At 64.6% G+C, this 13816-nt stretch carries 10 protein-coding genes; 5 read left to right on the top strand and 5 right to left on the bottom strand.

All coding sequences use genetic code 11. The annotated features are described in order from the left end of the window. Window positions 1-87 precede the first annotated feature (87 nt). A complete protein-coding gene (locus tag H2509_RS20740; RefSeq protein WP_209001922.1) occupies window positions 88-2466 on the top strand; it encodes a mechanosensitive ion channel family protein in 2379 nt (792 codons plus the stop codon). 30 nt (window positions 2467-2496) lie between these two features. Here H2509_RS20740 and H2509_RS12040 read toward each other — a convergent pair whose 3' ends face one another. The 3 genes from H2509_RS12040 to H2509_RS12050 all read right to left on the bottom strand — a co-directional run bounded on the left by H2509_RS12040 (window position 2497) and on the right by H2509_RS12050 (window position 4050). Next, entirely contained in the window at window positions 2497-3129 is a 633-nt protein-coding gene (locus tag H2509_RS12040) for a glutathione S-transferase family protein (RefSeq protein ID WP_182165596.1), read from the bottom strand. A gap of 86 nt (window positions 3130-3215) precedes the next feature. Then, window positions 3216-3674, bottom strand: coding sequence for an SRPBCC family protein (locus H2509_RS12045; RefSeq protein ID WP_182165598.1), 459 nt, complete (start codon window positions 3672-3674; stop codon window positions 3216-3218). After that, window positions 3655-4050, bottom strand: a complete 396-nt coding sequence (locus tag H2509_RS12050) for an ArsR/SmtB family transcription factor (RefSeq protein ID WP_182165600.1) — start codon at window positions 4048-4050, stop codon at window positions 3655-3657. The genes H2509_RS12045 and H2509_RS12050 overlap by 20 nt, the downstream gene beginning before the upstream one ends. A gap of 173 nt (window positions 4051-4223) precedes the next feature. Here H2509_RS12050 and H2509_RS12055 point away from each other — a divergent pair, with 173 nt between their 5' ends. From H2509_RS12055 to metH, 3 genes are read left to right on the top strand one after another with little or no spacing between them, the layout of a single operon-like run. After that, window positions 4224-5249, top strand: coding sequence for an ArsR/SmtB family transcription factor (locus tag H2509_RS12055; protein WP_182165602.1), 1026 nt, complete (start codon window positions 4224-4226; stop codon window positions 5247-5249). Between the two features lies 1 nt (window position 5250). Further along, a complete protein-coding gene (gene metF / locus H2509_RS12060) occupies window positions 5251-6165 on the top strand; it encodes a methylenetetrahydrofolate reductase [NAD(P)H] (protein WP_182165604.1) in 915 nt (304 codons plus the stop codon). Between the two features lie 33 nt (window positions 6166-6198). Then, complete coding sequence (metH, locus tag H2509_RS12065) at window positions 6199-9930, top strand: methionine synthase (RefSeq protein ID WP_182165606.1); 3732 nt, start codon at window positions 6199-6201, stop codon at window positions 9928-9930. Window positions 9931-10562: 632 nt separating this feature from the next. Here metH and ettA read toward each other — a convergent pair. Continuing rightward, window positions 10563-12218, bottom strand: a complete 1656-nt coding sequence (gene ettA, locus H2509_RS12070; protein ID WP_182165608.1) for an energy-dependent translational throttle protein EttA — start codon at window positions 12216-12218, stop codon at window positions 10563-10565. 246 nt (window positions 12219-12464) lie between these two features. On the opposite strand from ettA, the gene H2509_RS12075 reads away from it, so the two are divergent. Beyond that, the gene (locus H2509_RS12075) at window positions 12465-12722 is read left to right on the top strand and encodes a hypothetical protein (RefSeq protein ID WP_209001923.1); all 258 of its coding nucleotides are present in this window, start codon (window positions 12465-12467) and stop codon (window positions 12720-12722) included. Between the two features lie 19 nt (window positions 12723-12741). Here the strand turns inward: H2509_RS12075 and H2509_RS12080 are convergent, their stop codons facing one another. Next, window positions 12742-13746: an aldo/keto reductase gene (locus H2509_RS12080; protein ID WP_182165610.1), complete on the bottom strand. Its 1005-nt coding sequence runs from the start codon at window positions 13744-13746 to the stop codon at window positions 12742-12744. Window positions 13747-13816: the final 70 nt, after the last annotated feature.

The following is a 13816-nucleotide window of genomic DNA, read 5'->3' on the forward strand; positions in this document are numbered from 1 at the left end:
AAAAGGATCTGGACTTCCCTTAAAGTAAGGTGATGCAATCCAGCGAAACCCGTTCAAGGCGGCGGGGGATTGGCAGCCGGGGGAAAGATGATCGATATCTTCGCAGTCGTATTCCGGAAGCCGGGTCTTGCGGCCCGGCTGTTCGTTCTGACGTCGTTTCTTGCTTTCACCCTTGCGGTTCCGCCCCTGATCGCTCCTGCCGCGGCGCAGGTCACGACCCAGACCCCGGCTGCCGGGCCTACTCCCTCTACGGCAAAGGCACCGGAAACGGTGACAGCCGAAAAGACCGCGATTGCATTGCCCGACGTCTCCGACATGATGTCCATGGAAGCCTCCATGTCGCTTGCCTACCGAGTGCGGGCTGCGCTGAAGGAGGTGCTGCTGGGCGCCCGGGGTTTCGGCGAGCGTAGCGCGGAAATGCTGGCCCAGGCCGATCCGTCCGGATCGATAGGCTGGCTCTGGCGCTCGCTTGTGGTGCTCGCGCTTGCCGCCGCCGCCGGCCTTGCCGCCCTCAGCCTTGTCGAGCGCTGGGGACGCGGACGGTTGTTGCGCCTGCAGGAGGTCAAGGCCGCAAGGCGGGCGGACAAGATTGGCTATCTGTTCTCCCGCGCCCTGATCATGCTGGCCGCGCTCGCGGCCTTCGCCATCGTCTCGGTGGTCGTGGTGCTGGCGCTGGACAGCGGCCATCCGGCTGCTCGTCTCACCGGGTTCGCGGGCTTGCGCGCTGTGGCGATGATCCTGCTGCTACGGCTCGTTTTCCTGAACGTGCTGGCGCCGGACGCGGCAAGCCACCGGATCATTCCCTTCACGGACAGAGAAGCGCATGGCCTCTACCGCATGCTGCTGGGGACGGCGATCGCCGGCTACCTGCTGGGCGGTGTCGTCGGCTGGATGGATAAGCTCGGCCTCGACCGCAACGCGGAAAAGCTTGCCGATATCGCCTCTTCCCTGCTTGTCTGCCTGCTCCTGATCACGATCGCCGTCGTCCACCGGCGGCCGATCTCGCGCATCCTCAACGGCGAGGCGCATGGCGAGGGCGGGACACTCGCCTGGCGCAATGCGCTGCAGCTCCTCTGGTTACCGCTAACGGTCGTGTATTTCCTGCTTGCCTGGGCCAGCTCCGCGGTCCGGGTACTGCTTGAGCTTCCGGCGGCGAGCGGCCTCGTCGCCGCTCCGATCATGGCCCTGCTGATCGGCCTCGTCGTTTATGGCCTAATCGTTCTCCTGCTCGACAAATGGCTGCTGCCGCCCCTCGACAGCGCGGAAGCCAAGCGTGGCATCGCCGAGGATATTGCCCGCAAGGAACGCTCGGAAGGCGAACCGGTCGACATCGAGGCGAATGTGGCCCAGGCGGAGGCCGAGGCGCTGGAACGGGAGGCGGCACGCTCGCCCTATCGCGAGCTTCTCGACCATGGCGGGCGCATTCTGGCGCTGGTGGCCGCCGGCGCCTATCTGCTGTTCGCATGGGGCGTCCCGCTTACGGACGATCGCAACATTACCGCGAAGCTCGGAGAGGTGGCGATCATCATCTTTGCCGGCTACCTGATCTATCGCGCCGTGCAGATCGCCATCGACCGCAAGATTTCGCTGGAAAGAGGCGGCGTCGAGGACAAGGGCGACGAGATCGAGATCGGCGGCAAGGGCGAGACACGGCTTGCGACGCTGCTGCCGCTTTTCCGCAATTTCCTGCTGATCACCATCGTGGTGCTGGGATCCATGGTCGTGCTGTCGGAACTCGGCGTGAATATCGCGCCGCTCTTCGCCGGCGCCGGCGTCGTCGGCCTTGCGGTTGGCTTTGGCGCGCAGACACTCATCCGCGACATCTTCTCCGGCGCCTTCTTCCTGATCGACGACGCCTTCCGCAAGGGGGAGTACATCGATATAGGCTCGGTCAAGGGCACGGTGGAGAAGATCTCGATCCGCTCCATGCAACTGCGTCACCATCGCGGCCCGCTCAACACCGTGCCCTTCGGCGAGATCCAGCACGTGATCAACTACTCGCGCGACTGGGCCATCATGAAGCTCGCCTTCCGCGTCACCTACGACACGGATGTCGACAAGATGCGCAAGCTGATCAAGAAATTCGGCCAACAGCTGCTGGAGGATCCGGACTACGGACCGAAATTCCTGCAGCCGGTGAAATCGCAGGGCGTCACCGACCTCGACGATTCCGCCATGATCGTCCGGGTGAAGTTCATGACCCGGCCGGGCGACCAGTTCGAGCTGAGGAAGGTGGTCTATGCCGGCATCCGCGACCTGTGCGCCCGCGAAGGCATCAAGTTCGCCCATCGCGAGGTCACGGTGCACGTCACGCGCGACAAGAAGCCCGGTGACGATGCGGAAGCCGATGACGGAACGGAGCCGGTGGAAAGCAGCGACGACCTGACCGAGGAAGAGGCCAAGGCCATCGGCGGGGCCGTGCTTCCCATCGTCGACGACGCCAACAAGGGCAAGCCCGCGGCCTGAAGCCGGCTTGCCCCGGGGGCTTGCGCGTGATCAGGAGTCCGGCGTCGGCGGAACGGTCTCCCGGGCGCTTTCGCGCGCCGACATCGCCTCGAAATGCGACATCAGGTTGGGTGCCTCCTCCATCATCTTCCGCGATTCCGGCATCAGGCTGAGGTAGTAGAGGATCGGGTAGAGGTTGAAGTCGGCGAAGGTCGGCTTGTCGCCGACCAGGTACCCCGTCCTGGCCAGCGCCTTGTCGAGCATCGCGATGACCGGCTTCATTTCCTCCACGGCCGGGTCGATGACCGACCGGTCCGGTGAACCGTCTTCCGACTTCGGGAAGACGTAGGACAGCACGTAGCGGCGGATGCAGAGCGGATCGACCACCGTGTTGATGAGCGACACCCACTTCTCGCATTCGGCCGCCTCCTTCGCCTCCCGGGGAAAGATGCTCGGGCCGCTGAAGGCATTGTCGATGTACCCGGCGATCGCCCTGGATTCCGCCAGTTCGAAGTCGCCGTGCCGCATCACCGGCACCTTGCCAACCGGCGAAATGCGCTCGACGGCTTCGCTATGCGGCATTTCCGGCACCAAGGTGTAGGGAATGCCCTTCTCGCGCGCGGCCATGCGAACCGCCCTGACATAGCTCGAGAGCGGAATGCCAATGATTTCCAGCGTTTCCATGAGCTTCTCCTTTTCCATGGGCCGGGCCGGCGAATGGCCGCCGGCCACCTGTTCCCAGGGGGCTGAAATCAAACTTCTCTGGCGCTTCAGGCGAACAGGGCAACCAGCTTTTCGAAGGACGACGTCCAACCGCCTTCGTGATTATTGCGGTGTTCGACCTCGGCGAAGACCTTCTGCACCATGGTCATCAGCGTCGTGCCACCCTGATCTGCGAAGGTGAGTTCCACCTCCGTCTCATGGCCGCGCGAGCCGTCATCCTGCGTCCAGGCCCAGGTGAAGACCAGGCGCTTCGGGCGGTCGATTACCTTGTAGACGCCGCTGACATGGTGTCGCGATCCTTGCGGCGACACCATGACGGTGGTCCATCCGCCGCCTTCGCGCACGTCGAGTTTCAGTTCCGGCGTGGTGAAGCCCTGCGGTCCCCACCATTTCACCAGCACATTCGGATCGACCCAGGCATTGAAGACCTGCTCCGGCGTGGCGTTCAGGGTACGGCTGAGGGTGAGCGTTCGGGCTTCCACCGCCTCAAGCGTTGCTATTGTCATTGCTGCTGTCTCCCTTGTTGTCTGTCGCTCCGCGTTCCGACTGCGGGAAAAGCCGTTCCAGCCGGTCGAAGGAGGTTTCCCAGAAGTGGCGATAACGCCGGACCCACTGGTCGAGGTCGCGCATTGCCTGCGGACGGATACGGAAAAGGCGGAACTGCTTCTTGACGCGCCGCTCCACCATCCCCGCCTTCTCGAGGACGGCGATGTGGCGCGAGATGGCGGGCTTGGAGATTGCGAAGGGTTCGGCCAGCGCGCCGGCGGAAATCTCGCCTTCGTCAAGCAGCCTCTCGACAATCGCGAGCCGGACCGGATCGGCCAGGGCCGCGAAAAGCTCCGGCATGGATCCAGGCTGGCTGGCATGAATTTGCGGCGTCATCTGCATAGCCCATCAATTAGCGATAATGTTAATTAATCTAATTGTTAAATGATGTCGAGTCCTTTCGATTAAGGCGACAGAAAGGGTCCGTTGCGACAATCTGCCTTGCACTTGCTGCCATGTACGTATAAAGATATCTTTATATCCACACACGGTGCCGGATTATCATCGCCATGCCGACGACAGAGCTGACAACGCCTACTGTTTTGAGCCTCGACCAGTTGCTTGCCGGGCTGAAGACGGTTGGCGAACCGACGAGGCTGCGGCTGATCGCACTGCTTGCCGAGGGCGAGTTGACGGTGAAAGACGCCACCGCGATCCTCGGCCAGAGCCAGCCTCGCATTTCCCGCCATCTGAAGCTCCTGACGGAAGCCGGCCTGATCCAGCGCTTCCCGGAGGGTTCGTGGGTTTTCTACCGGCTCGGCGAGGCTGCCATGGGCCGCTTTGCCCGCGATCTCCTGCTGCGGCTCGATCCGGACGAGGCGATTCTTGCGGCTGACCGGATGCGCCTGCAGGCGATCCGCAAGGCCAAGGCCGAGGAGGCGGCACGCTATTTCGCCGCGCGCGCCCGCACCTGGGATCAGGAGCGCTCATTGCACGTGCCGGAAGTTGCCGTGGAAGGCGCGGTGCACGAGATGGTCGGCACGCGCCCCTTCGATGCGCTGCTTGATCTTGGCACCGGCACCGGCCGTCTGCTCGAGCTTTTCAGCGGCCAGTATGCCCGCGCCCTTGGCGTCGATGCCAGCCACGACATGCTTTCGGTGGCGCGCGCCAATCTGGCCCGCGCCGGCGTTTCCCACGCACAGGTCCGTCATGGCGACATCTATGCCCTGACCGTGCCGCGCGAGAGCTTCGACGTTGTCTGCATCCACCAGGTGCTGCATTTCCTCGACGACCCCAGCAGGGCGGTGGCGGAGGCCGCGCGCACGCTACGCCCGGGCGGGCGCCTGCTCATCGTCGATTTCGCCCCGCATGACTTCGAGTTCCTGCGTGAGGCCCATGCCCACCGCCGCCTCGGCTTCAGCCACGATCAGATGTCCCGCTGGCTGGAGGAAGCCGGTCTCGACGTCGTCCAGATTCGCGACCTGATGCCCGACGATGGCGAGGGCGGCAAGCTGACTGTCACCCTCTGGCTTGCCCAGGACCCGCGCGTGATTACCGATTTGCCACAAAAGAATTCGACCCGGGAGGTCGCCTGACATGCACAGCCCCCAATCCGCTCATCGCGCCGACCTCGACGATGGCGGGAATATTTCCGTCTCCTTCGAATTCTTCCCGCCGAAGAGCGAAAAGATGGAGGCGTCCCTGTGGGCGGCGATCGAGCGCCTGCAGGGGCTCAATCCGTCCTTCGTTTCCGTGACCTATGGCGCGGGCGGCTCGACGCGCGAGCGCACCCACCGCACCGTGGCACGCCTGCTTGAGGAGACCGACCTTGCGCCGGCCGCCCACCTGACCTGCGTCGGCGCCTCGAAGGACGAGGTTGACGACATCGTGCGCGACTACCGCGAGATGGGCGTTCGCCATATCGTGGCGCTGCGGGGCGACCCGCTGGAAGGTCTCGGCGCCGTTTATCGCCCGCGTGCCGACGGCTATGCCTATGCCGCCGATCTGGTGGCCGGCATCCGCCGCGTTGCCGATTTCGAGGTTTCCGTTTCCGCCTATCCGGAGCGACACCCCGAGAGCGCTACCTGGCAGGCGGAGATCGACAACCTAAAGCGCAAGGTCGATGCGGGCGCGACGCGTGCCATCACCCAGTATTTCTTCGACAACGACGTCTTCGAGGCCTTCCTGGAGCGCGTGCGCGCCGCCGGCATCGACATCCCGGTCGTGCCCGGCATCCTGCCGATCACCAATTTCGAGCAGACCATGGTGTTTTCGGCCAAGTGCGGCACCTCGATCCCGCACTGGCTGGCCCGCCGCTTCGCTGGCCTCGAGCAGGATGCGGAGACGCGCAAGCTTATTGCCTGCGCGGTGGCCGGCGAGCAGGTGCTCGATCTCGTCGACCGCGGCGTTACCGACTTCCACTTCTACACGATGAACCGGGCGGAACTGACCTTCGCCATCTGCCACATGCTGGGCGTGCGCCCGGCGGCCGCGGAAAAACAGGCTGCGTGAACAAGCAAGCCGCAGAAAGCCCAAGAGAGTAAAATGCTGCAGAAATCGCCCGTATTCGACCGCCTCGCCGAGGCGGCCGCCAAGCGCATCCTGATCCTGGACGGGGCCATGGGCACCATGATCCAGGCGCTCAGGCTGGACGAAGCGGGCTATCGCGGCACCCGCTTCGCCGACTGGGAGCGCCCGCTGCAGGGCAACAACGACCTCCTGTCGCTCACCTTGCCGGACGCCATCCGCGACATCCACCGCGCCTATCTGGAAGCCGGCGCCGATATCGTGGAGACGAACACCTTCTCGTCGACCTCGATCGCGCAGGCCGATTACGGTTGCGAAGGCTTCGTCTACGAGCTGAACCGCGACAGCGCGCGGCTTGCGCGGGAAGCCTGCGACCTGGTGGAGGCAAAGGATCCCGCTCGCCCGCGTTTCGTTGCCGGCGCGCTCGGGCCCACCAACCGCACCGCGTCCATTTCACCGGACGTCAACAATCCGGGCTATCGGGCTGTCACCTTCGACGACCTGCGCGAGGCCTATGCGGAGGCCGCGCGCGGCCTCATCGACGGCGGCGCCGATATCCTGCTGGTGGAGACGATCTTCGATACGCTGAACGCCAAGGCCGCCCTCTTCGCCATCGACGAGGTGTTCGAGGAAAAGGGCGTAAAGTTGCCGGTCATGGTCTCGGGTACGATCACCGACCTGTCGGGCCGCACGCTGTCGGGCCAGACGCCGGAAGCCTTCTGGGCCTCTGTCGCCCACGCCGAACCCTTCTCCATCGGCCTCAACTGCGCTTTGGGTGCCAAGGAGATGCGCGCCCACATCGACGAACTCGGCCGCGTTGCCGACACGCTGGTGTGCGCCTACCCCAATGCGGGCCTTCCCAATGAATTCGGCGAATATGACGAAAGCCCTGAGGCCACCGCCGGCCTTCTCGGGGAATTCGCCAAAAGCGGCCTCGTCAATATCGTCGGCGGCTGCTGCGGCACCACGCCGGACCATATCCGCGCCATTGCGGCGGCGGTCGAACCGCACCCCCCGCGCAGGCTGCCGGAAATCGAGCGCCATATGCGCCTGTCGGGGCTCGAGGCCTTCGTCATCACGCCGCAAACCAATTTCGTCAATGTGGGCGAGCGCACCAACGTCACCGGCTCGGCTCGTTTCCGCAAGCTGATCAAGACCGGCGACTATGCCGCCGCCCTCGACGTCGCCCGCCAGCAGGTGGAAAACGGCGCTCAGGTCATTGACGTCAACATGGACGAGGGCCTGCTCGATTCCGAGGAGGCGATGGTCACCTTCCTCAACCTGGTGGCGGCCGAGCCCGATATCGCCCGCGTGCCGGTGATGATCGACAGTTCCAAATGGACCGTCATCGAGGCCGGCCTGAAATGCATCCAGGGCAAGGGTATCGTCAATTCGATCTCGCTGAAGGAAGGCGAGGAGAGCTTCCTTGCCCAGGCGCGCCTGGTGCGCCGCTACGGCGCGGCAGTCGTCGTCATGGCCTTCGACGAGAAGGGCCAGGCCGACACGCTCGCCCGCAAGCAGGAGATCACGAAGCGCTCCTACGGCCTGCTGGTGGAGAAGGTCGGCTTTCCGCCGGAAGACATCATCTTCGACCCGAACGTCTTCGCGGTGGCGACCGGCATCGAGGAACACGACAATTACGGCGTCGATTTCATCGAGGCCGCCCGCTACATCCGCGAGAACCTGCCGCACGCGCATGTCTCCGGCGGCGTGTCGAACCTCTCCTTTTCCTTCCGTGGCAACGAGACCGTGCGCGAGGCGATGCACTCCGTGTTCCTCTATCACGCGATCGCCGCCGGCATGGACATGGGCATCGTCAATGCCGGGCAACTGGCGATTTATGACGATCTCGACACCGAGCTTCGCGAGCGCTGCGAGGACGTGGTGCTGAACCGCCGCGGCGATGCCACCGACCGGCTGCTGGAGATTGCGGAAAAATATCGCGGCGAAGGCGGCCAGAAGAAGGTCGTGGATCTTTCCTGGCGCAGCCTGCCGGTCGCCAAGCGGCTGGAACACGCGCTCGTCGCCGGCATCACCGACTATATCGTCGAGGACACCGAGGAGGCCCGCAGCAAGGCCGGTCGCCCGCTGGAGGTGATCGAAGGGCCGCTGATGGACGGCATGAACGTCGTCGGCGACCTCTTCGGCTCTGGCAAGATGTTCCTGCCCCAGGTGGTTAAATCCGCTCGCGTCATGAAGCAGGCTGTCAGCTATCTGCTTCCCTTCATGGAAGAGGAGCAGCGCCTGTCGGGCAAGGCCGGCCAGTCGAAGGCCGGCAAGGTGCTTCTCGCAACCGTCAAGGGTGACGTGCACGACATCGGCAAGAACATCGTCGGCGTCGTGCTCCAGTGCAACAATTTCGAGGTGATCGACCTCGGCGTCATGGTGCCGGCGGCGAAGATCCTGGAGACGGCGCGCAGGGAGAATGTCGACATTATCGGCCTGTCTGGGCTGATCACGCCGTCGCTCGACGAGATGTGCCATGTCGCGGCCGAAATGGAGCGCGAGGGCTTCGACGTGCCGCTCCTGATCGGCGGGGCGACGACGAGCAGCATCCACACTGCCGTGAAGATCCACCCCAATTACGAGCGCGGCCAGGCGATCTACGTCACTGATGCGGGACGCGCCGTCGGCGTGGCCAGCCGTCTGATGAGCGAGGGCCAGCGCGCGGGCTTCTTCGCCGAGGTCAAGGCGGATTACGCGAAGATAGCGGAAGGCCACGCGCGCTCACGCGGCAATTCACGCCGCGTTCCGCTTGTCGAGGCGCGGGCCAACCGCCTGCGGCCGTCCTTCGAGGCCTATCGTCCGGTGAAGCCTTCCTTCCTCGGCGCGCGCGCCATTGACGACATTTCGCTGGAGGAACTGGCCGAGACGATCGACTGGACGCCCTTCTTCGCCACCTGGGAGATCAAGGGCAGCTATCCGGCGGTGCTGACCGACAACCGCTACGGTCCGGCCGCCAGGGCGCTCTTCGATGATGCGCGGCGGATGCTGGACGAGATCGTCTCGGGCCGGCTGCTGACGCCGAAAGGCGTCGTCGGCTTCTGGCCGGCAGTGGCGCGCGGCGACGATATCGTGCTGTTTGCTGACGACACGCGGGCATCGGAACTGGCCACCTTCCACTCGCTGCGCCAGCAGATGGCGCGCGCCTCCGGCGGCCGCGCCCACCTGGCACTGGCGGATTTCGTCGCCGAGGAAAGTCTCGGCATTGCCGATTATGTCGGCGGCTTCGCGGTCACCGCCGGTCATGGCGAGGACGAGCTTGCCGCCCGCTATGCCAGGGCCGGCGACGACTACAGCAAGATCCTGAGCCAGGCGCTGGCCGACCGCCTCGCGGAAGCCTTTGCCGAGAAGCTGCACCAGAAGGTGCGCACCACGCTATGGGGCTATGCGGCAGACGAGCGGCTCACCAACCAGGAACTGATCGCGGAGGCCTATCAGGGTATCCGTCCGGCCCCCGGCTACCCGGCCCAGCCCGATCATACGGAGAAGGAGACGCTGTTCCGGCTGCTCGACGCGGAAGCGGCGACCGGCATCAGCCTGACCGAAAGCTATGCCATGTGGCCGGGGTCCTCGGTCTCCGGGCTCTATTTCGCCCATCCCGAAAGCCACTATTTCGGTGTCGGCAAGATCGAGCGCGACCAGGTGGAAGACTATGCCCGCCGCAAGGGCTTCAGCCTGGAGGAGACCGAGCGCTGGCTCGCGCCGATCCTCAACTACGAGCCTCGTCGGATGGAAGCAGCGGAGTAGGCTGTTCCCGCGCCATGCCGGCTCTCGCGATGCGCATTCGCATACGCGGGCCGGGATTGACGGCCGGGGGTTGAAGCCGGCGCCTGCCCCACACTCCTGCGTCATCCCGCACCAGTGAGGACGAAGTCCGAACGCCGATGCGGGATCCAGACATCGTTCGCGCAAGCGCGTCTTGAAATGATTGGGGAGCGGGCCATGCCCGCGGCATGTCATCTGGATACCGGATCGGCGGACAGCTTCGCTTCCCTTGTCCGGAAAGACGGCGGAGTGTGCGGTTGCCCCTCTGCCGCAACCTCTCGGCTCGTCATACGCGGGCTTGACCCGCGTATCCAATCAGCGCCAGCGCTTTTCGCCGTCGTCCGATGGATTGCCGGGTCAAGCCCGGCAATGACGAGGGGAGAGGAGGTGCGTCAGGTTGAGGGTCAGGCAGGAGCATGCTCCAAACTCCGGTGTCATCCCCGTGAAGACGGGGATCCAGTAAACGCATGGTTCAGTGATCGAATCTCCGGCCACAGCGGATACTGGATGCCCGGTCAGGCCGGGCATGACAGAGGTTGTGGCAAACACCGATCCCACACTCCAGCGTCATACCGGCCCCCCGCCGCGCCTGATGTGGCAAACGCTTGCGCGTCTCAGCGCGTCAGCGGCTTGTACTTGATCCGCTTCGGATTGGCGGCATCGGCACCAAGGCGGCGGACCTTGTCGGCCTCGTAGTCCTCGAAGTTGCCCTCGAACCATTCCACATGGCTGTCGCCCTCGAAGGCGAGGATATGGGTGGCAAGGCGGTCGAGGAACATGCGGTCGTGGCTGATGACCACGGCGCAGCCGGCGAAATCCTCCAGCGCCTCTTCCAGCGCGCCAAGCGTCTCGGTATCGAGATCGTTGGTCGGTTCGTCGAGCAGCAGGACGTTGGCGCCCGACTTCAGGATCTTCGCCAGGTGCACGCGGTTGCGCTGGCCGCCCGACAACGAGCCGACCTTCTGCTGCTGGTCGCCGCCCTTGAAGTTGAAGGAAGAGCAGTAGGCACGCGAGTTGATCTCCTTCTTGCCGAGATAGATCACCTCGTTGCCGCCGGAGATTTCCTCCCACACCGTCTTGTTGGGATCGAGCGTGTCGCGCGACTGGTCGACATAGCCGAGCTTGACGCTGTCGCCGATGACGATGGCGCCCTTGTCCGGCGTTTCCTGGCCGGTCAGCATGCGAAACAGCGTCGACTTGCCGGCGCCGTTCGGGCCAATGACGCCGACGATGCCGCCCGGCGGCAGCTTGAAGCTCAGCTCGTCGATGAGCAGCTTGTCCTCGTAGCCCTTGGAGATGTTGTCGACGTCGATGACGTTCTGGCCAAGGCGGGGACCAGCCGGAATGACGATCTGCGCGTTGGCGGACTGCAGGCGCTCCTCGTTCTTCTTCAGCAACTCGTCATAGGCCTTGATACGCGCCTTGGACTTGGTCTGGCGCGCCTTCGGGCTCATGCCCATCCATTCCTTCTCGCGGGCAAGGGCACGCTGGCGGGCGGCATCCTCGCGCGATTCCTGCTCCAGGCGCTTGGCCTTGGCCTCAAGATAGGCGGAGTAGTTGCCCTGGTAGGGAATGCCGCTGCCGCGGTCGAGCTCCAGGATCCAGCCCGTCACGTTGTCGAGGAAGTAGCGGTCGTGGGTGATGATGAGCACCGCGCCCTTGAACTCGCGCAGGTGCTTTTCCAGCCAGTGCACCGTCTCGGCGTCGAGATGGTTGGTCGGCTCGTCGAGAAGCAGCAGGTCCGGCTCGGCCAGCAGCAGCTTGCAAAGAGCGACGCGGCGCTTTTCGCCGCCCGACAGGTTCTCCACGCTCCAGTCGCCCGGCGGGCAGCGAAGGGCCTCCATCGCCACCTCGACCTGGGCTTCCAGGTCCCACAGGTTCTGGCTGTCGATGATGTCCTGGAGCTTGGCGCCCTCTTCCGCCGTCTCGTCGGAATAGTTCATCATCAGTTCGTTGTAGCGGTCCAGAATGGCCTTCTTTTCCGCAACGCCTTCCATGACGTTTTCCAGCACGGTCTTGCTGGTATCAAGCTGCGGTTCCTGGGGCAGGTAGCCGACCTTGGCGCCCTCGGCGGCCCAGGCCTCGCCAGTGAACTCCCTGTCGATGCCGGCCATGATGCGCAGCAGCGTCGACTTGCCCGAGCCGTTGGGGCCGAGAATGCCGATCTTGGCGTCGGGATAGAAGGAGAGATGGATGTTGTTGAGGACCTTCTTGCCCCCGGAATAGGCCTTGGAGAGGCCATGCATGTGATAGATGAACTGGCGCGCCATTGGGTGCCCGGTGCTCCGTAAGTCGGTCTCTAAGGGAAAGCTGGCGGCGAGTCTTAGTCGATGGCCCGCCCGGGGGCAATATGCACAGGCAATATCGGCGGGCGCACCGTTCTGCCGCATTTCGTTTTTACCTACGGTTTAAACAAATCCTTCACCCTGCCCTTCAAGAAAACTCCCAATCGCACCGCGCGCCGACCGGCGAAACAGCCCAAACGGCAGCGTCGATCTAGATCACAGGAGCACCCAATGGCTTTGCGGCCCTTCGCCAAGGCAATCCCCGTCGTTCTTCTCTGCACCCTGCTTGCCGCCTGCGGATCGAGCCGCTTCGAGCGCGGCGCATCGGGCGCGGGCATCGGCAGCCTTGCAGGAGCCGGCGTTGCCGCGGTTGCCGGCGGTCCAGTGCTGGTGGGCGCTGCGATCGGCGCGGCAGGTGGCGCCGCCGTCGGCGTGCTGACCAGCGAATGCGACGTCGATCTCGGACCGCAGCGCGCCAACAACTGCTGAACGGATCTGTGGCAGGGTGCTACCTGAGCACCCTGCCCTCCAGCGGATAGCGCGGATCGGTGTAGCCCGGCGTCGAGGGATGGCCGGGCGCGACGAGCGTATCGACGAACGCCTCGTCATCGGCGGTGAAGTCGAAGTCGACCGCGCCGACATAGTCGCGCCACTGGTCGAGCGTGCGCGGCCCGGCGATGCAGGACGTAACATGCCGGTTGGCGAGCACCCAGGCGGCGGCGAATTGCACGGACGTGACGCCGCGCGCTTCCGCATGGCCTTTCACCGTCTGGGCAAGGATCAGCGATTCCTCGCGCCATTCGGTTTCCATCATCCGCACATCCTGCGCGCCCGCCCGGCTGCCTTCGGGTGGCGCCTCTCCGGGCCGGTACTTGCCGGTCAGCACGCCGCGCGCGATCGGGCTGTAGGGCACGACGCCGATGCCATAGTGTTGGGCGCAGGGCAGCAGTTCCACCTCCGGCATCCGGTTGAAGGCGTTGTAGTAGGGCTGCAGCGCGATCGGGCGCTGGATGCCGGCCTCGTCGGCAAGGCGGCACATTTCCGCGACCCGCCAGCCGCGATAGTTTGACAGGCCCCAGTCGACGATCTTGCCGGAGCGGATCAGCTGCTCGACCGCCCTCACCGTCTCCTCCATGGCGACGGTATGGTCTTCCAGATGCAGGTAGTAGAGGTCGATGCGGTCGGTGCCGAGACGGTTCAGCGAATTCTCGCAGGCCTGCAGGACCCAGCGGCGGCTGAGGCCCTGCGTCAGGTCGCCCGGGCCGAAGCGGTTGCCGACCTTGGTGGCGAGCACCCACTGATCGCGCCGCGAGCGGATGGCGCGGCCGACCACCTCCTCCGAGCGGCCTTCATTATAGACATCGGCGGTGTCGATGAAATTGACGCCCTGAGCGAAGGCATCATCGATGATGGCGACGGATTCCTCCTCGCTCGTCCGGCCGCCGAACATCATGGTGCCAAGGCACAGACGGGAAACCCGGATGCCGGAACGGCCCAGCGGTTCGTATTTCATGGCGGTCTCCCCGTTTTCGACGTTTGAAGGAAGACTGCCCGAGCGGAGCCCGACCGGCAAGGCCGGGCTC

The sequence above is a fragment of the Stappia albiluteola genome (assembly GCF_014050225.1).
GTDB classification, from domain to species: Bacteria; Pseudomonadota; Alphaproteobacteria; order Rhizobiales; family Stappiaceae; genus Hongsoonwoonella; species Hongsoonwoonella albiluteola.